Origin of the sequence: Phaeovulum sp. W22_SRMD_FR3, from assembly GCF_052113705.1 — a bacterium.
Classification (GTDB): Bacteria; Pseudomonadota; Alphaproteobacteria; order Rhodobacterales; family Rhodobacteraceae; genus JBGQOG01.
The window spans coordinates 58345-80813 of record NZ_JBGQOG010000007.1; the positions used below are offsets into that span (position 1 = coordinate 58345).

Sequence of the window (22469 nt, forward strand, 5' to 3'; positions counted from 1 at the left end):
ACATCACCGGGAAATGCCCCCGAATGTCCGCCACCCGGCATTAGAGTAAAAATGTAATGTTTCCAATATATTGACATTAACCATCCGGAAACCCCACCGCCAGAGACTGCGGGGATGATCCCGTTTCAAGGGGTCCCGTCCCTTCGCGGCTCTCCTCAGGGCTGCCCGACCGCAGATGAGGTGTCCATGACCGCCCAGAGATCCCTTTCCCGCCGCCCCGCCCGGGCCAATTCGGTGATGACAAAAGCCACGCTGATCGTCGCGCTTTGCTCGGCCAGTGTGGCGCTGACCCTGTCGATTTTCGTCTATATGTCCTCCTATCGCGCGGCAGAGCGTGACGCCTTCACCCATGCCGAGCAGCAGGTGCCGCAATCGGCGCGCGATGTGGCGGGGGCGCTGGCCTTCCGCAAATTCCAGCAATTGCAAGGCATCCTCAATGCGGCGCTGGCCAAGGACAGCCGGGGCGCCAATGGCGCCGTGGTGATCGACACCAAGGGCGAGCTGGCGGCGCAATCGCTGAACGGGATCGAGGCCGAAGCGCTGGTCGCCCTCGCGCGGCTGGCCATGGAGCGCAAAGAGGCGGTGCGCTCGACCTCGGGCATTCTCTACGCCATCCCCCTGCGGCAGGCCTCGCTCGCCATCAAGGACGAGGCGCAGCGCCCGATCCTCGGGGCCTATGCGGTCAGCTGGTCGGATGCGGGGCTGGCCAGCACCGCCACGGATATGCTGAAAAGCTCGGCCGTCTGGGTGCTGGGCGTGTTCGTGCTGGCGCTGAGTGCCGCCAGCTTTGCCTTCTCGCGCATGGTCGCGCGGCCGTTGAACCGGGTGAATGACGCGATGAGCGCGGTGGCGCAGGCGGAATATGCGACCCCGGTGCCGCATCTGGCCCGCCGCGATGAGATCGGCCATATCGCCACCTCGCTCGACAGTTTGCGCGGCGCTTTGGCGGAATCGAAGGCGGGAACCGAAATGGCGCTGTTGCGCGCCGAAGCGATGCAGGCCAGCACCGGCGCGATGATGCTGACCGATCCCGATTATGTCATCCTCTCGGTCAATCCGGCACTGGTCAGCCTGATGCAGACGCATGGCACTGCGCTGAAACAGAACAACCCGGATTTCACACCGGAAAACCTGGTGGGCACCCGTGCCGATCTGATCCTGCCCGCCGATCCCGAAACCCAGCACCGCTACAAGACGGGGGCAGATGGCAATACGCTCGTGCTCGAACAGCAGCTGAGCAGCGGCTATGTCGTGGTCAGCGTGACGCCCATTCTGGACGCGGAAGGGGGGGTCGTGGGCCATGCTTCGGAATGGCGCGACATCACGCAAGAGCAGGGCAACCGCGCCGTGGTCTCGGCGATCGACCTGTCGCAGATGCGGGCGGAGTTCAGCCCGGCGGGGCAGTTGCTTCAGGCCAATGCGCAGTTTCTGGACCTGATGGGCAGCGATCTCGCGGCGCTGTCGGGTCATGATTTCCACGCGGTTCTGAACGCAGAGGTGTTCGCCGCGCTCGACGCGGGCACCCCCTTTACCGGCCGCATGGACCTGCGCCTGCCCGACGGGCGCGCCTTTGTGCTCAGCGGCGCGGTCAGCCCGGTGCTCGACAGCCGCAACCGCGCCCGTCGTCATGTGCTTTTGGCCACCGACATCACCGAGACCGAAGCCGCCATTGCCGCCGCCGCCGCCCAGCGCGCGGCGCTGGCCGCAGAGCAGCTGGCAGTGGTCGAGGGGTTGCGCGCCGCGCTGGCCGATCTGTCGCGCGGCAATCTGACCGCGCAGATCACCAGCGCCTTTGCGCCCGACTACGAACAGCTGCGCCAGGATTTCAATGCCGCCACCGAGACCCTGAAAGATGCGATGGCCCGCGTGGTCGAGAATGCGCAGGCGATCCGGGGCGAGGCGGGCGAGATTTCCTCGGCGGCCGACGACCTTTCGCGCCGGACCGAGCAGCAGGCGGCGACGCTGGAGGAAACCGCCGCCGCGCTGAACGAGTTGACGGCTTCGGTGCAATCGGCGGCGGATGTCGCGGCCGAAGCCAACAAGATGGTCGAGAATGCCAAGAAAAACGCCGAGACCTCGGGCGCGGTGGTGCGTGAGGCCGTGCAGGCCATGGGCGAGATCGAGGACAGCTCGAACAAGATCTCGAAAATCACCTCTGTCATCGACGAAATCGCCTTCCAGACCAACCTTCTGGCGCTGAACGCAGGCGTCGAGGCGGCGCGGGCGGGCGAAGCGGGGCGCGGCTTTGCCGTCGTGGCCTCGGAGGTGCGGGCGCTGGCGCAGCGCTCATCCGATGCCGCGCGCGAGATTGCCACGCTGATTTCGGCCTCCTCGGGTCAGGTCAAACGCGGTGTGGGTCTGGTGGGACAGGCGGGGGAGTCGCTCGGCGGCATTCAGTCGTCGGTGGGGAACATCTACACCTTCGTCTCGGCGATTGCCGTCTCGGCGCGCGAACAAAGCGCAGGTCTGGCCGAGATCAATGTGGCGGTGAACCAGCTGGATCAGGTAACCCAGCAAAACGCCGCGATGTTCGAGGAGACCACGGCGGCCAGCCATGCGCTGACCCGCGAGGCCGAGGCGCTGAATGCGACGATGGGGCATTTCCAGATCGGCGCCGGTGCGGCCCCGGGCTCTGGCGCGCATTCTGGCTCAAGTTCTGGCGTGGCCTCACACCGGACGGCGCCCGCCGCCACCGCCCCGGTGACCATCGCCGCCGCAGCCCCCGCCCCGGCCGCCGCCAAACCGCAGGCAGCGCCCCGCCGCCCTGCCCCGGCGCCGCGCCCTGCGGGCAATACCGCCGTGGCCACACGTGCCGATCACTCGGCGGATGAATGGGAAGACTTCTGAGGTCACCTGACCCCAAGACATGAAACAGGGCGCGGCCATCCGGGCGCGCCCTGTTTCACAGCAGCAACCCGGCGCGGCTCAGCTGCCGCGATAGGTGGAATAGCCAAAAGGCGACAGCAAGAGCGGCACATGGTAATGCGCCCCGGCCTCTGAAATGCCAAAGCGGATCGGGATCACGTCCAGAAACCGCGGGCTTTCGGCGGCGGCGCCGCTCGCATCAAGATAGTCCCCGGCATGAAAGACCAGCTCGTAAACCCCCGGGGTAAAATCACTTTGCGGCAGGATCGGGCTGTCGGTGCGACCATCGTCATTGGTCACCACCTCGGCAAGCGGCACCATCGCCCCGGCCTCCAGCCGCGCCAGCGTGATCCGCAGCCCCGCCGCCGGGCACCCCCGAGCGGTGTCCAGAACATGGGTGGTCAGATAGCCCGACATGATGCCTCCTTTTGTCGCAATCGCGCCCGACTATGGCGCGCAGGGCCGCAAGCGGCAAGGCTGCACCTTGCAGCCCCCCGGCTTTCGGCGTTCTATCGGGTGACACAAACGGAGACCCCGATGACCCGATATCCCCGTGATCTGCGCGGCCACGGCCCGCAGGCGCCCGATGCCAAATGGCCGGGCGGCGCCAAGATCTGCATCTCGCTGGTGCTGAACTATGAAGAAGGCGGCGAGAACAACATCCTGCACGGCGACGGCCAGTCCGAAGCCTTCCTGTCGGATATTGCGGGCGCGGCCCCCTGGCCCGGCCAGCGGCATTGGAACATGGAATCGATCTATGATTACGGCGCCCGCGCCGGGTTCTGGCGCCTGCACCGGCTGTTCACCGCGCGGCAGCTCCCCGTCACCATCTACGGCGTCGCCACCGCCCTCGCCCGCAACCCCGAGCAGGTGGCGGCCATGCAATCGGCGGGCTGGGAGATTGCCAGCCACGGGCTGAAATGGGTCGAGCACAAGGATATGGACGAGGCGACCGAGCGCGCCGCCATCGCCGAAGCCATTCGCCTGCACACCGAAGTGGTGGGCGAGCCGCCGCGCGGCTGGTACACCGGCCGCTGCTCGGTCAACACGGTGCGGCTGGCGGCGGAAGCGGGCGGGCTTGACTGGATTTCAGACACTTATGACGATGACCTGCCCTATTGGAGCCGGATTGCCGGGCGCGATCAGCTGATCATTCCCTATACGCTGGAGGCGAATGACATGCGATTTGCCACGGCGCCGGGCTATATCACCGGCGAGCAGTTCGGCCAGTATCTCTGCGATGCCTTTGATGTGCTCTATGCCGAAGGGGCGGCGGGCATGGCCAAGATGATGTCCGTCGGCCTGCACAACCGGCTGATCGGGCGGCCGGGCAAGATCGCCGGTCTGATGAAATTCCTCGACCATGCCGCGAAACACGAGGGCGTCTGGTTCGCCACCCGCAGCGAGATAGCCGCGCATTGGGCGGCGACGCATCCGCCTGTGGACCAGGAACGCCCGAGCGAGATGGATCAGGACACTTTCGTCGCCCGCTTTGGCGGCATCTACGAGCATTCCCCCTGGGTCGCGGAACGCGCGTTCGACATGGAACTGGGCCCGGCGCATGACAGCGCCGTGGGGTTGGCCAATGCGCTCGCCCGGGCCTTCCGCTCGGCCAGCCATGACGAGCGTCTCTCGGTCCTCTGCGCCCACCCCGACCTTGCCGGAAAACTCGCCGCCGCCAAACGGCTGACGACGGAAAGCACCGCCGAACAGGCGAGCGCCGGCCTCGATGCGCTGACCGATGCCGAACGCGCCCGCTTCACCGAACTGAACGACGCCTATATGGCGCATCACGGCTTTCCCTTCATCATCGCCGTGCGCGACCATACCAAGGCCGGGATCCTCGCCGCCTTTGAGGCCCGCCTCGCGCAAGACACGGCCACTGAATTCACCACCGCCTGCAAACAGGTCGAGCGGATTGCCGCGCTGCGCCTGTCGGAGATCCTGCCATGACCGGCCCCTATTTCGCCCCCAAAGGCGGCCTGCCGCCGCAAACCGCGCTGCACACCGGCCGCGCGACGTTCAACGAAAGCTATGCCTTCATCCCGAAGGGGGTGTTTTCCGACATCGTCACCTCTTTCCTGCCCGGCTGGGACAGAACCCGGCTCTGGATGATCGCCCGGCCGATGACCGGCTTTTCCGAGACCTTCAGCCAATATGTGATGGAGGTGCAGCCCGGCGGCGGCTCTACGGCCCCCGAGGTGGACCCCGAGGCGCAATCCGCGCTCTTTATCACCGAAGGCAACCTCAGCCTGACGGTGGAGGGCACCCTCTCCGAGCTATGCGCGGGCGGTTTCGCCTATATCCCCGCGGGCGCCAGCTGGTCGCTCATCGCCACCGGCCAGACCCCCGCCTGCTTTCACTGGATCCGCAAACGCTGGCGCCCCGCCCCCGGCATCGACAAGCCGCCGCATTTCACCGCCAATGAGGCCGAGATTGCGCCGACGCTGATGCCCGATACCAATGGCGCCTGGGGCACCACCCGCTTTGTCGACCCCGCCGATCTGCGCCATGACATGCATGTCACCATCGTCACCTTCCAGCCGGGCGGCGTGATCCCCTTTGAAGAAACCCATGTGATGGAACACGGCCTCTATGTCCTCGAGGGCAAAGCCGTCTACCGCCTCAACCGCGACTGGATCGAGGTGGAGGCGGGCGATTTCATGTGGCTGCGCGCCTATTGCCCGCAGGCCTGCTATGCTGCGGGCCCCGGCCGCTTCCGCTACCTCCTTTACAAGGACGTGAACCGCCACGCCCCGCTCGGCGGCAGCCTCGGCTGACCCAACCCTTGCTTCGTTCCAAATATCCTCGGGGGGTCCGGGGGGCAGACAGCCCCCCGGCCTCGCCGCAAGACCGGACCCCATCATGCCGCAGCCCCGCACCGACCGCACACTGACCGCCCGCCCGCTGACCGCCGAGGCCTTCGCCCCCTATGGCAATATTCTCGACGCCAGCGGCCCCCCCGACAAGATCATCAACGCTGGCCTCTGCGGCCGCTATCACGACCGTGCGGGCCTCGACTTCGGCGCCGAGGGCCGCGCCGGCATCTCGATCTTCAAGGCAGAGCCACGCGCCCTGCCCTATGTGCTGACCCTGCTTGAGCGGCACCCTCTGGGCAGTCAGGCCTTTCTGCCGATGAGTATGGACCCGTTTCTGGTCATCGTCGCGCCAGACGCGGATGGCCAGCCGGGCCAGCCGGAGGCCTTTCTCACCGCGCCCGGTCAGGGGATCAACCTCGCCCGTGGCACCTGGCATGGCGTGCTGACGCCGCTGGCAGCCCCCGGCCTCTTCGCGGTGGTGGACCGTATCGGCCCCGGAACCAATCTGGAGGAAGTGGTGCTGTCGAGCCCCTGGACGATCACGCTCGGCTAGTGCCGCGCGCCACCCCAGAGGTTCAGCGCTTCACCCGGAACCGCTCGCGCCCATAGGCGAGGGCAAACTGGATCGCCAGCCCCAATGCCAGCACGAGGTTGGTGCCCCAGAACCCCGTCTGATACCAGCTCATCAGGATCTGGGCGGCAAAACACAGAACCGACCCCGTCGCAAACACCGGCAGGGCCTGCCGCCCCAACAGCGCCATCGGCTCCAGCCAGCGGCTGGCGCAGACGCGGCGCAGCACCGGCAGCGTCGAGACCAGATAGAACATCGCCAGAATGTGCAACAGACGCGGCAGGGTCAGATAGGTCTTGTCGAACGTGGTCATCAGCTGCGGCACGCTGTAGTTTTCCTGCAGCCACCACAGCCCGTGGCCCAACACATCCGTCGCCGCCGGGGATTTGGTCCAGACCAGCGCCAACAGCAAATAGGCCGCGGACAGCCCCTGCAGCCAGCGTGACACCGGCACATACCGTGTGCCCTGCTTCAGGCGCAGGCCGGTCAGCATACCCAACACGAAAATCAGCTGCCAGGACAAGGGGTTGAAGAACCAGCCGCCCGGATTGGGCCAGTTCGGCAGGTTGAGATGATAGTGCCCCGCCACCGCCCACAATGCGACCGACCCCGCCAGGAGCCAGCGCGGATGCCGTAGCGCCACCAGCAAGAACAGCGGCGCCATCAGCATCAGCGCGATATACATCGGCAGAATGTTCACATAGCCGAACTGATGGGTGAGGATCGGAATGCCGATCAGCACTTCCATCGGTTTTTGCAGCAGGGGACGGAAGTTGTTCGCCGTCAGCAGCGATTCCTCATTGAGGAAAACATAGCCCGACATCACCACCGCAATCGCCAGCATCGAGGTCAGGATCTGCACCAGATAGAGCGTCCAGACCCGGTTGAGGATCCGCGCCACCGCCGGCCAATAGGGGCGCGCGCGAAAACCGCTGCCATAGGCCAGACCGGCCGCCGCCCCCGCCAGCGTCACGAAGACCTCGGCGGCATCGGTAAAGCCGAAGTTGCGGCTGGTGTAGTTTTCAAACGGGTTGCCCGGCACATGATTGATGAAAATCATCACCAGCGCGATGCCGCGCATCACATCCAAGCGCGAATCGCGCCCTTTCAGCGGCACCGCCGCAGGGGAAGTATCAGGCATGGGCGGGTCCGGTCACAGGCGCGGGCGTGGCGCGGTCGGTCTGGCTCGCGTCCCAGCTTTGGAACTGCGCGCGGTAGAGCGCGATCACCGGCGGCAAGGCGGCCTCGGTCGGCGCGCTGAACAGTCGCGCGGAGAACCGCCGCGAGCTGGCCGAGATGATCAGCGGTGCCGCCAGCATCGGCAGCGCCACCGGCATCAGCCAGAGCAAGAGTTTCGGTGCCAGCCACCAAGTTGCCGCCAGCCCGGCCCCGCCGATCATCACGATCCAGCGGCTGTTGGCCCAGGCGTCGGACAGGCTCAGACGGCCGTCGCCGCGGTTGTTTGTGGGCCAGCCGCCATCGCGCCCCAGAAGAACCTGCAGCACCGAGCGCGTCTGATACATCAGAAAGATCGGTGCGGTGATCGAGGAGAGTGTCACCTCCAGCAGCATCGACACGGCCCCCTGCACACCGCCGCCAAAGGCGCGCGCGCGCCCCGTCAGCGCCGCATCCGCCGCGACAAGGAGCTTCGGCAGCAGCAGCAACCCGAAAATGCCAATGGCCAGACCGATGGCTTTCGACGCCTCCGAGCCGGTGAAGACCGGGAAGGGCCAGTTCGGCTCGGGGAAGTAATCCAGCGGCGGCGCAAAGAGCGGCGCAAGGATCGAGGCCCCGATAAAGGCCAGCCAGAACAGCGGCGCGATATAGGAAAAGACGTTCTGGAAGAAGACAAAGCGGCTCCAGGGCAGCAGCCCCGGTGCAAAGATCAGCCGGGCGTGCTGCAGGTTGCCCTGACACCAGCGGCGGTCGCGCTTGGCATGGTCGATGATGTTCTCCGGGCCTTCTTCAAAGGAGCCCTCCAGATCGTCATCCAGCCGCACCCGCCAGCCCGCCCGGGCGAGCAGCGCCGCTTCCACATAGTCATGGCTGAGCACATGGCCGCCAAAGGGCGGCTGGCCGCGCAGTTCCGGCAGGCCGCAGGCCTCGGCAAAGGCGCGCACCCGCACCATCGCGTTATGGCCCCAGAACGGCCCGGAACGGCCCTGCATCATCGCCAGCCCCCGGGCAAAGACCGGGCTGTAGAAACTGGCGGAGAACTGCATCGCGCGGCCAAAGACCGATGTCGCGTTCCAGACCTTGGGCAGGCTTTGCAGCAGGCCCAGATCCGGCTCGTTCTGCATCCGGCGCACCATTTCGACAATGGTGGCACCTTCCATCAGGCTGTCCGCATCAAGGATCAGCGCAAAATCATAGGCCGCGCCCGACCGCATGATGAATTCTTCGATGTTCCCGGCCTTCTTGCCGGTGTTCTTCTCGCGGCGGCGGTAGAACAGTCGGCCCGCCGCGCGGCGCTCGGCCAGAAGGCGCAGGAACCATTCGGCCTCCTGATCGGCAATCTCGTCCTTGCGGGTGTCGGACAGGATGGCGAAATGGAAATGCTTACCCTGCCCCGTTGCCTGCAGCGAGGCATCCATCGCGGCAATGCGGGCAAAGGTGGCAACCGGATCTTCGTTATAGACCGGCACCAGAATGACGGTGCGGCTGGTGATCGGCGCCTCCGCCAGCGCCCGCACCGGCGCCCGCGCGCGGCTGGTCAGGCCCAAAAGCCCCCCCGCCGCACCCCAGGCCAGCCACCAGGTCGAGAGCAGGATCAGCCCCGCGCGGACAAAGTCCATCGCGTCCAGCCCATCCGCCGCGCCGAACCGAAAGAACAGCATGAATCCGGTAACCGCCGCGGCCAGAGACATGGCCAGCGCCGACAGGCGCGCCCCGGAAGGTCCGGGGTCGCGGGGGATACGCGGTGACGTCATGTATCAGCTCTTGGAACCGCTGGGCGTGGCCCAGAGGCTAACACGCAGCCGCAAACGCTGCCAGAGGCTGCCGCCTTCGGCCTCAAGCCGCTGCGTCGGCATGGCCAGAGGGGCCGCAGGCAGCGCGCCCAGATGCGCAACCTGCCGGTTGATCTGCGCCCGGCGCAGATTTTGCGAGGTCATCGCCGCCGGCGAGGCCTCATAGACGGAAGAGCTAAGCATGGTCATTCAACGATCCACTGATAGAGCCAGGTTTCCGACAACTTCTTTCCGTATCCCCGCAAATGCGCGCCAAGCTCGACGACGCCGCCTTCGGGGCCTTTCACGTCCAGCACCAGACGCCAGACGTCGGTGCCCTCGATCTTCGACAGGGTCGAGGTGACGACTTCGCCGCCCGACACCGTGGTTGCCGCTTCCAGATCGCCCGCCTCAACGACATTACCGCCGAGGTTGGCAATCAGCCCGCCCTTGAAATCGATCACGAACTTGCGGGTGCCGTCGGTGTTCTCGACGCCCGAGACGCCACCGGTTCCGGCGCGGGTCTCATATACTTGGGCGCGCGGATCCATATCGTCATGTGGCAGATTGCCCCAGTGCAGCTTATAGGCGAATTCGCGCGAATCCCCGGCGCGGGCCTTGTCCGCGGGCACCCAGAAGGCAACGATGTTGTCGTTGACCTCGAGGTCCGTCGGGATCTCGACCAGACGCACCGAGCCCTGCCCCCAGTCGCCAATCGGCTCAACATCCACCGAGGGGCGCTTTTCGTAATGCGCGGCGGAATCCTGATAGTTGTCGAAGTCGCGGTCGCGCTGATGCAGGCCGAACCGGCGCGGGCTGCTTTCGCCCAGATACGAGCCGGACAGCCGCGGCGGGTTGTTCAGCGGCCGCCACAAGAGATCGCCATCGGCGCGCAGGATGCGCAGACCGTCACTGTCATGCACATTCGGGCGGTAATCGTCGAATTTATCGCGGTTCTTCTCGGAGAAGAGGAACATCGAGGTCAGCGGCGCCACACCCAGCTGCTCGACATCCGCGCGGAAGAAAAGACGCGCGGTCACTTCCACCACCGTATCGGCCCCCGGCGTGATGACAAAGCGGTAGGCGCCCGTCACGCTGGCACTGTCGAGCGCGGCGTAAAGCGTGATCGACATCGCGCCCGGCTCGGGCCGCTCAAGGTAGAATTTGGTGAAGGTCGGGAATTCTTCCGCCACCGACATGCCGGTGTTGATCGCCAGACCCCGGGCCGAGAGGCCATAGGCGTTGCCCCGGCCGAGCGCGCGGAAATAGCTGGCGCCCTGAAAGGCGATCAGCTCATCCATCACATCGGGGCGGTTCAGCGGCGTGTGCAGACGGAAGCCCGACACGCCCGGCATGGCCGCATGTTTGGCCTCGGGCGGCAGGCGGTCTTCGAGACCGTTCAGGAATTTGAAATCGTCCGAGGTAAAGACCATCTCGGTCGCATTGCCGCCGATCACTTCATAGAGGCGCACCGGCACCTTGAACAGCCAGCCCATCGGGAAGGCATGCAGGATGAAACTCGGGCGCGGATCCGAGGCCGAATGGATCGCCCCGGCCACCGATTGTGCGGCGGCCCAGCGGGCCTGATCGGGGTTGAAGGTGATCAGGCGGTAATCGTCGTAATTCACCGAATCAAGGAAGCTTTTGACCGCTTCGGGCGCTTTGTACTGCGCCGCAGCAAGGGCGCGCATCTCTTCGGTCAGCGACTCGAACGAGAACGGCTGCGAGACCGGCACGGGAGCCGGTGCTGCGGGGGCCGAATCGGGCGTGGGTGCCGCCGCGTCGTCCGCCGGTGCGGCGGTTTGCGCGCGCGCACCTTCCGTCAGGGCGGTGGAGGCATAAAGCATTGCCGACGCTGGGATCATCGCGATCAGAGACCGGCGAGAGAGGGTAACAGCGCGAGGGGGCAGGCTGGGCATGATGACGCGGGCTTTCCAGGATTTCGAAACTACAGATGACATTTCTGCGACGCTGCATCCATATGGATTGAAGCGGTGGAAACGCAATGCTGCAATGCACGAAAAGCATGACGGAAACGTTGCTGCCCGCGAATTTTCGCCGACGTTGCCGCGTTGCAGCAGCGGTTGCGCGCCGACCCGGCAGCCCGGAGGGGTTCCGGACCGGATTTCAGCAACTTGGCGCGGTGTTCCGGCGCGGATGCTGCGGGCGCGGGTACCGCAATCAACGGCCCCGCCGCGCCCCGATTCCCGCATAGGATGTGCGCGCCTGCCCCAGCCGGGAATGGGCTCTGCGCCCGCGCGCGGCGTCGGGTTCCGCCACCCTCTGGCGCCCACCGCGGGGCCGGATCATCTCCGCGAACCGCCCCCAAACCGATATGCAAACCGATATGCGAAATGGCCCCCACCCGGAAGGTGGAGGCCATCGGCCGCTGCCCTCCCAGCGGAAGGGGCCAGGTCTTTCACTCAGATCAGAGCAAACCCGCCGCGCAGGGCAAATCGGCGATGCGCACCGCCTGCCCCGTGGCCGCCGATTGCTGCGCCGCCATGCCCATCACGCAGGCCCACCAGCCGTCCGACAGCGCCACCTCGATCGGCGCCGCCCCCATCGCGGCTTTCGCAAAGCGTGCGTGCTGATAATAGGTCGAGCCGTTGTGGTCGCCCGCCGCCAGAAGCTGCGGGTCCACCGGGATCTCGACCATCACCGGCCCTTTCGGATCGCGCGGGCTGACAATCACCTGCGGCACCGGCGGCTCGCCCAGATGCGCGGGCCAGAAGCGGCCCGGCCCCGGCACCAGACATTCGATCTTGCCCTTCGGCCCCACCGCGCTGATCTCTTCCTGATAGCGCGCGCCCTCGGCGAACATGCACAGTTCCAGCATCGCGCGCGCGCCGGAGGCAAAGTCGATGATCACATAGGCATTGTCCCAGATATCCGGCACTTCGCCGCCATAGGCCTCATCGAGATGGTTGTTTGCCTGCCCGCCCGAGGCCATCACCCGCACCGGGTCCGATTGCAGAATGTGGCGCATCAGATCGAAGAAATGGCAGCATTTCTCGACCAGAGTGCCGCCGGAATTGCGGTTGAAGCGGTTCCAGTCGCCGACTTTCTCCAAAAAGGGAAAGCGGTGCTCGCGGATGGTCAGCATCTTGACACCGCCGGTGGCTGCCTCGGCCTCTTCGATCAGCCGGGTGACGGGGGGCATATAGCGATATTCCATCGCCACCCAGATCGGCGCCGGATAGGCCGCGCGCAAAGCCGCCAGACGCGGCGCATCGGCCGGATCGGTGAACAGCGGCTTTTCCACCAGGATCGGCAGCGGGCGGATGCGAGCAATCTCTTCCAGCTGTTCCAGATGCAGATAGTTCGGGCTGGCGATCAGCAGAACATTCACCGCGCTGACCGAGAGAAGCTCGGTGATCGACCCCGCCTTGCGCGGCTCGCCCAGACCCAGCGCGGCGCAGGCATTGGCAGAGGCCGCCCGCATCCCGGCATCCGGCTCATAGATTGCCGCGACGCGGGCGCCTTTGATCAGCGCGATATTGCGCAAATGCTCTTGGCCCATCATGCCGCAGCCGATGATGCCATAGGTGAGATTGTCCAATTTATCCCCTCCCTTGGAGATGCAGGTTACTTGAGCCGCGCGACGTAGCGCGCGACCCGATGGTCGAACCAGGTCCAGGAGGTTTCGGCGCGCGCGCCATCCTGGGCCCAGCTGATGCGGGTGATGAGGGGCACCGGCGTGCCCGCCTCAAGGGTGAAGGCGGCGGGGGCCCAATCGGGCACCGCGCCCAGGCCCACCTGATCCTCGGCGCGCACGATGCGCAGGCCAAGCCGGGTGCGGTAGTAAAGATAGAGCGATTCAGAGAGATCTTCGCGCGCGATGGTCTCGGCATAGGAGCCGTCCAGCCAGATCTCTTCCACGGCAGTGATCTGCCCGGAAAGGCGGCGCAGACGTCTGATTCGATGCCCCTCGGGCGAGAGGCCAAAACCCGGCAGGCCGGGATCCTTCACCACCCGGTCGACCGAGAGCACCTCGGCGGTGGGCAGGCCACCCCCGGCGATCAGCTCAAGCCGGAACATCGCATAAAGGCTTTTGGGGTCCGAGACCGCGCGGATGTAATTCCCCGATCCCTGCACCCGCTCCAGCATGCCGCGATTTTGCAGCTCTGCCAAAGCCTTGCGCAGGGTTCCGACGGCAATGCCCATCTCATCCGCCATATCGCGCTCGGGCGGCAGACGCTCACCGTCAATCAACCGGCCCGCCGCAATGTCGCGGATCAGAAGCTCGGTGATCTGCTGATAGATCGGCAAAGAACCTTGGGTCTGGGTCATCTCGTCGAAGCATCCGGAAAATTGATACACTATTGATCTACATCAAAGCCAATGCTAGTCAAATGGAAATTCGGCTCGAAAGGGGGAGATTCGATGACCGTCGTTCCCGTGACTTCCGCAGATCTGGACGCCGCCGAGGTGTCATGGTTTGCCGCACTTTGTTCGGATGATTACGCCTATCTTGGCGTGCCGGACGGCGACCTGCGTTCCAGCTGGGCGCATTGCTCTGACATCGTGAAAACTGCCGAGGCCAAGGGCTTTCGCAACATCCTCTGCCCCTCCTCCTATCAGGTGGGCCAGGACACGCTGAGCTTTGTGGCAGGCTGCGCGCCGATCACCGAAAACATCAATTTTCTGGCGGCCATCCGCTGCGGCGAGATGCAGCCGATCATGCTGGCGCGCACCGTGGCCACGCTGGATCACATGCTGAAAGGCCGGCTGACGCTGAACGTGATTTCTTCGGATTTCCCGGGCGAAGTGGCCGACAGCAAATTCCGTTACAAACGCAGCCATGAAGTGGTGGAAATCCTGCGCCAGGCCTGGACCCGCGACAAGATCGACCATGAAGGCGAGGTCTATCAGTTCAAGAACGTACCGACCGATCCGGCGCGGCCCTATCAGGTGAACGGCGGCCCGCTGCTCTATTTCGGCGGCTATTCGCCCGACGCGCTGGAGCTTTGTGGCGCGCAATGCGACGTCTATCTGATGTGGCCCGAAACCAAGGAGCAGCTGGCCGAGCGGATGCGCGCCGTCCATGCCCGCGCCGAGGCGCATGGCCGCACGCTGGATTACGGGCTGCGCGTGCATATGATCGTGCGCGACACCGAGGCCGAGGCCCGCGAATATGCCGAACATCTGGTCAGCAAGCTCGACGATGAATATGGCAAGCTGATCCGCGACCGCGCGCATGACAGCATCAGCCTCGGCGTGTCGCATCAGGCCCGCGCCCGCGAACTGGCCGATCAGTTCGGCTATATCGAACCCAATCTCTGGACCGGGGTCGGGCGCGCGCGCTCTGGCTGCGGCGCGGCACTGGTCGGCTCGACCGATCAGGTTATGTCGGCGATTGAGGAGTACAAAAAGATGGGCATCCGCGCCTTCATCTTTTCGGGCTATCCGCACTTGGACGAGGCCGAACATTTTGGCACTAAGGTCTTGCCAAACTTGAAAACTTGCTCGCTGCCGCATGAATATGGCCGCGTGCCGACTGAAACACCTGCAACGCCGCTGGGCGTGGGAGAGCGTCGCTGATGGAGCGCATTTCGCTGACCGAGGATCTGGACTTCAGCCGTATCGTATACGGGATGTGGCGTCTGGGTGATGACGAGAACACCGCCACCGCCCATGTTCAGGCCAAGATCGAAGCCTGTCTGGCGCAGGGCATCACCACGATGGATCAGGCCGACATCTACGGCGGCTATGAGGCCGAGGCGATCCTGGGTCAGGCGCTCCGCGCCGATCCGTCGCTGCGCGACAAGATCGAGATCGTCACCAAATGCGATATCGTGGCCCCGGTCGGCAAATATGCCAGCGCACGGGTCAAGCATTACGACACCACGCCCGAACATATCACTGCCTCGGTTGAGGCGTCGCTGGCGCATATGGCCACCGACCGCATCGATCTGTTGCTGATCCACCGCCCGGACCCGCTGATGAACGCCGAGGAAACCGGCGCTTGTCTTGACGGGCTGATCGCCAGCGGCAAGGTGCGCACCGTGGGTGTGTCGAACTTCAAGCCCTGGGATTTCAGCCTGCTGCAAAGCCAGATGGAAAACGATCTGGTGACCAACCAGATCGAGCTGAGCCTGATCGCGCATGACGCGCTGACCAATGGCGATCTGGCCTTCGCGCAGGAAAACGGCATTCCGATGATGGCCTGGTCGCCCTTGGGCGGCGGCACCCTCTTTGCCACCTCGCCCGAGCCATTGCGCCTGGCGCTGAACCGGATCGCGGGCGAACAGGGCGTCAGCCCGGCGGCCGTGGCCGTGGCCTGGATCCTGCGTCTGCCCGCGACCGTGCTGCCGGTGATGGGGACCAATTCCCTCTCGCGCATCGCCACGCTGGATGAGGCGCTGAAAGTGGAGCTGGACCGTCAGACCTGGTTCGAGCTTTACACCCACGCCCTTGGCCATGAGGTGCCGTGATGATCGCGGCGGCGCCCCATCACCCGCATGAGCATCTGATCACGCCCGGTGTGGACGCGCCGCAGGCGCTCCGCCCGGCCTTGGGCTGCTTTGCCACCGGGGTGACGGTGATCACCGCCATGGATGCCGAGGGGCCGTTTGGCATCACCGCCAACAGCTTTGCCAGCGTCAGTCTGGACCCGGCGCTGGTGCTCTGGTCGCCTGCCAAAAGCTCGACCCGTTTCGCGCGCTTCACCGCCGTTCCGCATTACACCATCCATGTGCTGGGTCTGGAACAGGGCGAGCTGAGCGGCCGCTTTACCAAGGGCGGCGCGGCGTTTGACGGTCTCGATCACCACCTCAACCCCGAAGGCGCGCCGGTCATTCCCGGCACCTTGGCCCGTTTTGAATGCCGGCAATGGGCCGTGCAGGATGCGGGCGACCACGCGATCATTATCGGTCAGGTGCTGCGCGCCGCCCATCGGGAGGGAGACCCCTTGGGCTTTGCGCGCGGGCAGTTTGGCCATTTCACCCCCGGCAGCTGACCGGGGGCGAAGACGAACAGACGACCAAGCCCCGGGGAGACGGAGGGGGCGGTAAGGGAGATGGGAATGCTTCTACTCAAGGCAGCAGTCGATGGGCTGCAGGCCGCCACCAATCTGCTGGGGCGGATCAACGCTGCGGTGCTGGCGCTGGGGCGCGGCATCGGCGTTGCCTGCGTCGCCTCGATGGTGGCGATCATCCTGGTGCAGGTCTGGTGGCGCTATGTGCTGGGCAATGCCCTGCCCTGGACCGAAGAGGCCGCACGTTTCCTCATGCTCTGGATGACCGGGCTGATGGCCCCCACCGCCTTTCGGCGCGGGGGCTTTGTCGCCATTGATATGGTGCTCGGCTATCTGCCGCGGCGCCTTGGGGCGCTGATCAACCTCGCCTCGCTCAGCATCGCCTTTATCGTGATCTGGGTGGGCTTCCATCTGGGCTGGGCCGAAACGATGGGCATTGGCGGCCGCTTTACCATGTCGGCGCTGCAGGTGCCCACCAGCTGGGATTTCTCGGTCTGGATGAAGGTGCCGCGCGCCTGGATGATGGCGTCGCTCGCGGTGGGGGTGACCTTGATGCTGAGCGTGGTGATCGAGCTGATCGCCCGCACCGTGCTGCAATTGCTGGGACAGGGTCAGGGGCTGATCGTGATCGCCCAGCCCGAAGGCTTCGGAGCTGAATGATGCTGACATTATTCCTGCCGCTTTTCCTCGTCTTTCTCATGCTCGGCCTGCCGGTGGTCTTTGGCCTGATCGCCGCCCCCGGCATCCTGCTCTGGCTGAACGGGCAAGAGCGTGACATCGCCCTGCTCTATCGCAACGTCTATAATGGCATGGACAGCTTTCCGCTGATGGCCATTCCCTTCTTCATGCTGGCGGGCGAGCTGATGAACCGCGGCGGCATCACCCTGCGGCTGGTCGAGTTCAGCCAGGCGCTGATCGGCCATCTGCGCGGCGGACTGGCGCATGTGAACGTGCTCTCATCGGTGATGTTCGCGGGGCTCTCGGGCTCGGCCGTGGCCGATACCTCGGCGCTCGGGTCGATGCTGATCCCGGCGATGGAAAAGCAGGGCTATACCCGCAAATTCGCCGCCGCGATCACCGCCGCCAGCTCGGTCATCGGGCCGATCATCCCGCCCTCGGGCATCATGATCATCTATGCCTATGTGATGGGCGAAAGCGTCGCGGCGCTGTTTCTGGCGGGCATCGTGCCGGGGCTGATGGTCGGCGGCGGGCTGATGCTCCTGATCTGGCGCATGGCCGACAAATACGACTTCCCCGTCGCGTCGCGCCGCTACAGCTGGCGCGAACGCGGGCAGGCCAGCCTCAAGGCCTTCTGGCCGCTGATGACGCCGGTGATCATCATGGGCGGCATTCTGGGCGGCGTGTTCACCCCGACCGAAGCCGCCGCCATTGCCGTGGCCTATGCGCTCTTCATCGGCTTCTTCGTGCTGCGCACGCTGAAACTGCGCGATGTGCCGGGCATTCTCAATCAGGCGGGCATGACCTCGGCGGTGGTTCTCTTGTTGGTGGGGGCGGCGATGGCCTTCAAAACCGTCGCCTCGCTCAGCCACACGCCCGAGATGCTGGCCAGCGTGATCCTTGGCCTGTCGGACAACCCCTTGGTGCTGTTGTTCCTGATCAACATCCTGTTGTTCATCGTGGGGATGTTCCTTGATGCGGGTCCGGCAATCATCATTCTGGGGCCGATCCTCGGGCCGATCTTCACCTCGATGGGCGTCGACTCGGTGCATTTCGCCATCATCATGGCGGTGAACCTGACCGTGGGCCTTGCCACGCCGCCGATGGGTCTCGTGCTCTTCGTGGCCTCGTCGGTCTCGGGGGAAAAGGTGGAAACCATCTCTCGCGCCATTCTGCCCTTCCTCGCGGTGGAGGTGATCGTGATTTTCCTGATCACCTATATCCCCGCGCTGTGCCTGACGATCCCGCGGCTTGCGGGTTTTGTGAACTGACCAAAAACTTGAGATCCAGGGAGGATACCATGCTCAAGACCACGCTGAAGACCTTGCTTCTGGCCAGCACGCTGGCGGGGGCCGCCGGCCTCGCGCAAGCGGCTGACATCACCTTGCGGGCCACCGCCACCTCGAACGAGAATGATGAGGATTACGACGGTCTCGTCGTCTTCAAGAACTATGTCGAGAACGCCTCGAACGGCGCCATCGCGGTGGAATTGTTCATCGGCACCCAGCTTTGCGCCACCGGAGAAGAATGCCTGCAAGGCGTCGCGGATGGCTCGATCGACGTGTTCATCTCGACCTCGGGCGGGGCGGCGGGGCTGTTCCCCTATATTCAGGTGCTCGACCTGCCCTATCTGATGAGCGATGACCGGGTGGCGGAAACCGTGCTCTCGGGCGATTTCACGCGTGAGCTGCGCGCCCGCGCGCTGGCCGACAGCGGCGATGCGATCCGGCTGATGACCATCGGCAACACCGGCGGCTGGCGCTCTTATGCCAATACCAAAGGCACCGTGCACACGCCCGCCGACCTCAAGGGCCTGAAGATGCGCACCGTTCCCGCCGATCTGCCGCAACAGGCGGCGATGGCGGTGGGCGCCTCGCCCACCCCGATCCCGTGGCCCGAGCTGTTCACCTCGCTGCAGACCGGCGTGGTGGAGGGCACCGCCAATGGCATCACCGACATCATGTCGATGAAATTCCCGGATGCGGGGCTGAAATACCTGACGCTCGACAACCACAGCTATATGGGCGCCTTCTGGTGGATGTCGAACGCCCGCTTTGAAGGGCTGACGCCCGAGCAGAGGCAGGTGGTGGTCGATGGGTTCGCCGCGCTGCAACAGGCCACTTTCGCCAGCCCGAAGCGCAAGTCGATTCAGGCCTATGATGACTTCAAAGCCGCGGGCGGCGAAGTCTATGTGCCGACCGCCGAGGAAAAAGCCGCGTTCAAAGAGGCCGCCACCCCGGTGTTTGACTGGTTCAAGGGCAATGTGACCGGCGGCGCCGAAGTCTTCGACCAGTTCACCGCTGCGATCACCAAGGCCCAGGCCGAGGTGGATGCCGAGCGCGCCGCTGATCTGAACTGACACCACGGCCGGTGGGGGGGCTCGCCCTCCCCACCGGCATCTCCCGCGCCCGCTATGGCATCGCCGCTGCGGACCAAGACCCGCGCCCGTCCCGGGTGCAGGCGCCCTCTCCCTTCCCCCCAAGCGACACCCTCCGGCCCTGCGGCGCGGCCCCCGGCGCGGCGGCCTGATGTGCCGCAGGCTGGCCCCCTGCCCCGCCCGCGCCATTGGCCCGCGCCCCACCGGCGCCCCGCCGATGCGGCAACCGCTTTCGGGGCCCGGCCTCCCTTTCCGACCGATTCTTCCACCGCCGATGCGCCCGCCCTCCCGGCGGGCTTTTGACGTTTGGCGGGGGCAAAACCCGTGTCGGCGATCCGTCGCCGACGTCTGCGCAGATTTCCGCACCCCATCCGAAAGAAGGGATTGGCAGACCTTCGCCCATCTGCATCTGCCATAAGGCGGCAGACCCCGGGCCTTTGGCATCCACACCACCCATGCGAAGCGTTGCCCCACCCTGAGGAACAGGCGACCCTGTAACTGAGCAGTAAGAAAGACCGCAAAGGTCGACACAAAAGGACGCAAGATGCCTGGCCCCAATCGCCCGCCAAGCTCGGCCCCGCCACAGGCGGGCGCGACGAGCACGCCTTCGCATGGCTGGATGACCTATGTTCTGTTTGACATGATCGCCTATGCCGAACGCAACAAGCTTGCCGATGTCGTTGAAGAACTGACGCTGGCAGCCGAGCGGATCGCGCCTTTGGTGGTCTCGACCGAGGCAGAACCGGCAACCGACCTTGCCGAGCCCTTGTGTGACGTCATCGCCTTCCCGGCACGGGGCTGAGCCGCATAACCGCGCGAAAGCCGCGGCAAGCGACGGTTTGCTACCATCGATTCGTCAAGCCTCTATCCCTTCGATTCGCAGCACTATACTTTTGCACTTATCCACATCCCCAAGGACAGGTGCCTTAAACCAGTGGTTGTGAGACTGTTAACCATAGGCGGAAAACCGCTACTGGCCAAAAAAGATAGGGCGGCGACCCTGCGAACACGGCCCAAGACATAAAAAACGAATGACGGCTGAGCACAGAGCAGGACATATCATGACCGACCAGAGCTATACTCCCCGCGCGGCCTCTCCCTTGCACGAACTTTCGCATTGGGATGGCCTGCGCCACTTTTTTTCTGGACTCGCGAGTAAGTTGTTTTCCACCACCGCCCGGACCGAGACCGCGTCGGCTGCGCCCATGCTGCTGACCCGTCCGCTGCCGGGCACCGCCACCGCGGGCGGCACCCCGAATGCACCGCTGTCCGCCGAGCGCCCCGCCGGGCTGCCGCAGGTCAAGCGCAACCTCGGCCGCAAGCCCGAGCAAATTGGCGGCTGGACGGTCTATGACAGCTACCCGCGGATGTTCGCCAGCGCCTTCACCGACACCCGCCCGGTGATGATCGCCGCGATGGATGCGGATCCGCTGATGGCGCAAATCGGCTGGCTGCGCGCGATGGGTCTGCAGGTTTTCACCTCGGGCCGTCTGGAACATGCCACCCGCGAACTGGCCCGCAACCGCACGAAATGGTCGGTGCTGATCGTCGACCTCGACGGTTTTGGTCTGGCCGAGGGCGGCTCTACCGCCGACAGCCTGCGCGACCTGCGCGCGCGGATGCCGGAAATTGTGGTGATCGGCGTTTCGACCACCGTTGCCAACAACGATTTCTCGACCGACCGTCTGGCGCTGTGTGATGTGACCCTGCGCGGCCCCGTCTCGCTGGCCGCGCTTGAGCTTGGCATGAACGAAGCCGCGATGAACAACCTCGTCTGGCAATCGCGCCGCGCGGCCGACAAACTCTCGACGATGACCGAGGTGGAGGCCGCACATGGCTGACACCATCACCGCCGAACAGTTGCACCCCAGCGCACTGGTCACCATCGCCATCGGCCGCGGCCTGTGTCAGGGCGAGCTGGTCGACCAGCCGCGCAACGGCATCGCCGCCATCAGCGGGCCGAATGGCCCCCTGGTCGGACACCTCGTCACCGCTTGGCGTCCGCAGCATGCAGGCGCCTGCGGGGCCTAGGGCCGATCCCGATTGGATGTGGATCCGACCGCGCCCGCCCGCATGGCAGTGCGGGTGACACCCCCCGGCGCAGATCCTCTTCCAAGGGCCGCAGAGCAATCTGCGGCCCCTTTTCATCGCCCAGCGTGTCATCGCCCTCCACGTCATCGCCTCCCGCATCACCGGCCTGCGCCAATGCGGCAGCCTTGCGCCGCGGCATGGCGAAACCGCGCGCCGGATCACCCGGCCTGCGGCGGAGGATCGCTCCCGGAGTGCGGCACCTGCGACGGCGCCCGATCAAGCCCCCTCCCGCCCCCCGAGGTTGCGCGCGTTGATTGCCCAAAAGAAATCCCCCGCCACAAGAGCTGTGTCGGGGGATTGCTCAGGCAAAACGGCAGGTGCGTTCAGCAGATCGAATGTTGGTTGGCAATCATCGCCGCATGGGTGCGGTTCTTCGCCCCCAGGCGCGTGCAGATCGAGCGCATGTACATTTTAATCGTCACCTCCGAGAGGTTCAGGTCCCGCGCGATCTCTTTGTTGGTTTTACCCTCGCAAAGTTTTTTCAGCACCCGGGTTTCCTGCGGGCTCAGGCTCCAGCCCGATTGCGCGGTATTCGGCTCGGGGTCCGTCATATAACTCATCGGCAGGAAAATCTCGCCCGCCAGCACAAAACGGATCGCGTTGAGCAGGGATTTGGCCGGAAGCGTTTTCGGGATAAAGCCGCGCGCACCGTTTTCCAGCGCACTCGCCACCGTCTCGCGTGAGGCATTGCCCGAGAAGAGCACGACCGCCCGCCCGGCATTGGCCTCAACCGCCCGGGTCACCCCGGCAAGCCCCGCCATGCCCGGCATCGTATAATCCAGGAGCACCACGTCATATCCGCCGCGCGTCGCAATCGCCAGCAAAGCCGAATCGAGGTTCTCACTCATGTCGACTTCAAGTTCGGGTTGCTCGCGCAGGTAATGTGCGATCATCTCACGGATAAGCTGGTGATCGTCCGCGATCAGCACTGACATCGTGCGGGTATCTGTCATACGCCCTGCCTCGTTTCTTCTGTTTGCGGCACAAACCCCTGTGGGCATTGCCTAACCGCTTGTCCCCGTTCATAAGCGGAGGACGCCATCACCTTTGTGACGCCTCTCCCAACCCTAAGCAACCTTGACTTGTGCAGATTGTCCGCATCCATCCTTTAAAGATATATTAAAATACGTTTGCGCCAACA

General features: G+C 65.0%; 21 protein-coding genes. 13 read left to right on the forward strand and 8 right to left on the reverse strand.

Annotated features, from left to right (window positions below; translation table 11 throughout):
- Positions 1–186 precede the first annotated feature (186 nt).
- Positions 187–2847 carry a methyl-accepting chemotaxis protein gene (locus tag ACEN2S_RS11305; RefSeq protein ID WP_441866258.1) on the forward strand — a complete coding sequence of 887 codons (2661 nt, stop codon included), beginning with the start codon at positions 187–189 and terminating at the stop codon, positions 2845–2847.
- A gap of 78 nt (positions 2848–2925) precedes the next feature.
- On the opposite strand, the gene uraH is transcribed toward ACEN2S_RS11305, so the two are convergent.
- Complete coding sequence (gene uraH / locus ACEN2S_RS11310) at positions 2926–3282, reverse strand: hydroxyisourate hydrolase (protein WP_441866259.1); 357 nt, start codon at positions 3280–3282, stop codon at positions 2926–2928.
- 120 nt (positions 3283–3402) lie between these two features.
- Between uraH and puuE the strand changes: the two genes are divergently transcribed.
- The 3 genes from puuE (at position 3403) to ACEN2S_RS11325 (ending at position 6237) form a co-directional block, all read left to right on the forward strand.
- Positions 3403–4818 carry an allantoinase PuuE gene (gene puuE / locus ACEN2S_RS11315; RefSeq protein ID WP_441866260.1) on the forward strand — a complete coding sequence of 472 codons (1416 nt, stop codon included), beginning with the start codon at positions 3403–3405 and terminating at the stop codon, positions 4816–4818.
- Positions 4815–5645 (forward strand): bifunctional allantoicase/(S)-ureidoglycine aminohydrolase, encoded by an 831-nt coding sequence (locus ACEN2S_RS11320; RefSeq protein WP_441866261.1) that lies wholly within the window; start codon positions 4815–4817, stop codon positions 5643–5645. The genes puuE and ACEN2S_RS11320 overlap by 4 nt, the downstream gene beginning before the upstream one ends.
- A gap of 85 nt (positions 5646–5730) precedes the next feature.
- Positions 5731–6237 carry an ureidoglycolate lyase gene (locus tag ACEN2S_RS11325; RefSeq protein WP_441866262.1) on the forward strand — a complete coding sequence of 169 codons (507 nt, stop codon included), beginning with the start codon at positions 5731–5733 and terminating at the stop codon, positions 6235–6237.
- Positions 6238–6259: 22 nt separating this feature from the next.
- On the opposite strand, the gene ACEN2S_RS11330 is transcribed toward ACEN2S_RS11325, so the two are convergent.
- From ACEN2S_RS11330 to ACEN2S_RS11355, 6 genes are all read right to left on the reverse strand, one after another.
- Entirely contained in the window at positions 6260–7396 is a 1137-nt protein-coding gene (locus ACEN2S_RS11330; RefSeq protein ID WP_441866263.1) for an OpgC family protein, read from the reverse strand.
- On the reverse strand, positions 7389–9185 hold the full coding sequence (mdoH, locus tag ACEN2S_RS11335) for a glucans biosynthesis glucosyltransferase MdoH (protein ID WP_441866264.1): 1797 nt from the start codon (positions 9183–9185) through the stop codon (positions 7389–7391). Before mdoH ends, ACEN2S_RS11330 begins: the two co-directional genes overlap by 8 nt.
- A 3-nt stretch (positions 9186–9188) precedes the next feature.
- Complete coding sequence (locus tag ACEN2S_RS11340) at positions 9189–9413, reverse strand: hypothetical protein (protein WP_441866265.1); 225 nt, start codon at positions 9411–9413, stop codon at positions 9189–9191.
- Complete coding sequence (locus ACEN2S_RS11345; RefSeq protein ID WP_441866376.1) at positions 9410–11122, reverse strand: glucan biosynthesis protein; 1713 nt, start codon at positions 11120–11122, stop codon at positions 9410–9412. The genes ACEN2S_RS11340 and ACEN2S_RS11345 overlap by 4 nt, the downstream gene beginning before the upstream one ends.
- A gap of 509 nt (positions 11123–11631) precedes the next feature.
- Positions 11632–12765: a Gfo/Idh/MocA family protein gene (locus ACEN2S_RS11350; RefSeq protein WP_441866266.1), complete on the reverse strand. Its 1134-nt coding sequence runs from the start codon at positions 12763–12765 to the stop codon at positions 11632–11634.
- A gap of 26 nt (positions 12766–12791) precedes the next feature.
- Positions 12792–13496 carry a GntR family transcriptional regulator gene (locus tag ACEN2S_RS11355; protein ID WP_441866267.1) on the reverse strand — a complete coding sequence of 235 codons (705 nt, stop codon included), beginning with the start codon at positions 13494–13496 and terminating at the stop codon, positions 12792–12794.
- Positions 13497–13589: 93 nt separating this feature from the next.
- Between ACEN2S_RS11355 and ACEN2S_RS11360 the strand changes: the two genes are divergently transcribed.
- The 9 genes from ACEN2S_RS11360 to ACEN2S_RS11400 all read left to right on the forward strand — a co-directional run bounded on the left by ACEN2S_RS11360 (position 13590) and on the right by ACEN2S_RS11400 (position 21268).
- Complete coding sequence (locus ACEN2S_RS11360; RefSeq protein WP_441866268.1) at positions 13590–14747, forward strand: LLM class flavin-dependent oxidoreductase; 1158 nt, start codon at positions 13590–13592, stop codon at positions 14745–14747.
- The gene (locus ACEN2S_RS11365) at positions 14747–15640 is read left to right on the forward strand and encodes an aldo/keto reductase (RefSeq protein ID WP_441866269.1); all 894 of its coding nucleotides are present in this window, start codon (positions 14747–14749) and stop codon (positions 15638–15640) included. Before ACEN2S_RS11360 ends, ACEN2S_RS11365 begins: the two co-directional genes overlap by 1 nt.
- A complete protein-coding gene (locus tag ACEN2S_RS11370; protein WP_441866270.1) occupies positions 15640–16164 on the forward strand; it encodes a flavin reductase family protein in 525 nt (174 codons plus the stop codon). The genes ACEN2S_RS11365 and ACEN2S_RS11370 overlap by 1 nt, the downstream gene beginning before the upstream one ends.
- Positions 16165–16230: 66 nt before the next feature.
- Entirely contained in the window at positions 16231–16842 is a 612-nt protein-coding gene (locus tag ACEN2S_RS11375; RefSeq protein ID WP_441866271.1) for a TRAP transporter small permease, read from the forward strand.
- Positions 16842–18131, forward strand: a complete 1290-nt coding sequence (locus ACEN2S_RS11380) for a TRAP transporter large permease (protein ID WP_441866272.1) — start codon at positions 16842–16844, stop codon at positions 18129–18131. Before ACEN2S_RS11375 ends, ACEN2S_RS11380 begins: the two co-directional genes overlap by 1 nt.
- 29 nt (positions 18132–18160) lie before the next feature.
- Positions 18161–19219 carry a TRAP transporter substrate-binding protein gene (locus ACEN2S_RS11385; RefSeq protein WP_441866273.1) on the forward strand — a complete coding sequence of 353 codons (1059 nt, stop codon included), beginning with the start codon at positions 18161–18163 and terminating at the stop codon, positions 19217–19219.
- Between the two features lie 562 nt (positions 19220–19781).
- A complete protein-coding gene (locus ACEN2S_RS11390) occupies positions 19782–20039 on the forward strand; it encodes a hypothetical protein (RefSeq protein ID WP_441866274.1) in 258 nt (85 codons plus the stop codon).
- 403 nt (positions 20040–20442) lie between these two features.
- Positions 20443–21078 carry a hypothetical protein gene (locus ACEN2S_RS11395; protein WP_441866275.1) on the forward strand — a complete coding sequence of 212 codons (636 nt, stop codon included), beginning with the start codon at positions 20443–20445 and terminating at the stop codon, positions 21076–21078.
- Positions 21071–21268, forward strand: a complete 198-nt coding sequence (locus ACEN2S_RS11400; RefSeq protein WP_441866276.1) for a hypothetical protein — start codon at positions 21071–21073, stop codon at positions 21266–21268. Before ACEN2S_RS11395 ends, ACEN2S_RS11400 begins: the two co-directional genes overlap by 8 nt.
- A 383-nt stretch (positions 21269–21651) precedes the next feature.
- Here ACEN2S_RS11400 and ACEN2S_RS11405 read toward each other — a convergent pair whose 3' ends face one another.
- Entirely contained in the window at positions 21652–22281 is a 630-nt protein-coding gene (locus ACEN2S_RS11405) for a response regulator (protein WP_441866277.1), read from the reverse strand.
- Positions 22282–22469 lie beyond the last annotated feature (188 nt).

What these genes read in the sequence shown, in the direction of transcription:
- ACEN2S_RS11305 (WP_441866258.1), top strand. Translation starts at nt 187, where the DNA reads ATGACCGCCCAGAGATCCCTTTCCCGCCGCCCCGCCCGGGCCAATTCG.
- uraH (WP_441866259.1), bottom strand. Translation starts at nt 3,282, where the DNA reads ATGTCGGGCTATCTGACCACCCATGTTCTGGACACCGCTCGGGGGTGC.
- puuE (WP_441866260.1), top strand. Translation starts at nt 3,403, where the DNA reads ATGACCCGATATCCCCGTGATCTGCGCGGCCACGGCCCGCAGGCGCCC.
- ACEN2S_RS11320 (WP_441866261.1), top strand. Translation starts at nt 4,815, where the DNA reads ATGACCGGCCCCTATTTCGCCCCCAAAGGCGGCCTGCCGCCGCAAACC.
- ACEN2S_RS11325 (WP_441866262.1), top strand. Translation starts at nt 5,731, where the DNA reads ATGCCGCAGCCCCGCACCGACCGCACACTGACCGCCCGCCCGCTGACC.
- ACEN2S_RS11330 (WP_441866263.1), bottom strand. Translation starts at nt 7,396, where the DNA reads ATGCCTGATACTTCCCCTGCGGCGGTGCCGCTGAAAGGGCGCGATTCG.
- mdoH (WP_441866264.1), bottom strand. Translation starts at nt 9,185, where the DNA reads ATGACGTCACCGCGTATCCCCCGCGACCCCGGACCTTCCGGGGCGCGC.
- ACEN2S_RS11340 (WP_441866265.1), bottom strand. Translation starts at nt 9,413, where the DNA reads ATGACCATGCTTAGCTCTTCCGTCTATGAGGCCTCGCCGGCGGCGATG.
- ACEN2S_RS11345 (WP_441866376.1), bottom strand. Translation starts at nt 11,122, where the DNA reads ATGCCCAGCCTGCCCCCTCGCGCTGTTACCCTCTCTCGCCGGTCTCTG.
- ACEN2S_RS11355 (WP_441866267.1), bottom strand. Translation starts at nt 13,496, where the DNA reads ATGACCCAGACCCAAGGTTCTTTGCCGATCTATCAGCAGATCACCGAG.
- ACEN2S_RS11360 (WP_441866268.1), top strand. Translation starts at nt 13,590, where the DNA reads ATGACCGTCGTTCCCGTGACTTCCGCAGATCTGGACGCCGCCGAGGTG.
- ACEN2S_RS11365 (WP_441866269.1), top strand. Translation starts at nt 14,747, where the DNA reads ATGGAGCGCATTTCGCTGACCGAGGATCTGGACTTCAGCCGTATCGTA.
- ACEN2S_RS11370 (WP_441866270.1), top strand. Translation starts at nt 15,640, where the DNA reads ATGATCGCGGCGGCGCCCCATCACCCGCATGAGCATCTGATCACGCCC.
- ACEN2S_RS11375 (WP_441866271.1), top strand. Translation starts at nt 16,231, where the DNA reads ATGCTTCTACTCAAGGCAGCAGTCGATGGGCTGCAGGCCGCCACCAAT.
- ACEN2S_RS11380 (WP_441866272.1), top strand. Translation starts at nt 16,842, where the DNA reads ATGCTGACATTATTCCTGCCGCTTTTCCTCGTCTTTCTCATGCTCGGC.
- ACEN2S_RS11385 (WP_441866273.1), top strand. Translation starts at nt 18,161, where the DNA reads ATGCTCAAGACCACGCTGAAGACCTTGCTTCTGGCCAGCACGCTGGCG.
- ACEN2S_RS11390 (WP_441866274.1), top strand. Translation starts at nt 19,782, where the DNA reads ATGCCTGGCCCCAATCGCCCGCCAAGCTCGGCCCCGCCACAGGCGGGC.
- ACEN2S_RS11395 (WP_441866275.1), top strand. Translation starts at nt 20,443, where the DNA reads ATGCTGCTGACCCGTCCGCTGCCGGGCACCGCCACCGCGGGCGGCACC.
- ACEN2S_RS11400 (WP_441866276.1), top strand. Translation starts at nt 21,071, where the DNA reads ATGGCTGACACCATCACCGCCGAACAGTTGCACCCCAGCGCACTGGTC.
- ACEN2S_RS11405 (WP_441866277.1), bottom strand. Translation starts at nt 22,281, where the DNA reads ATGACAGATACCCGCACGATGTCAGTGCTGATCGCGGACGATCACCAG.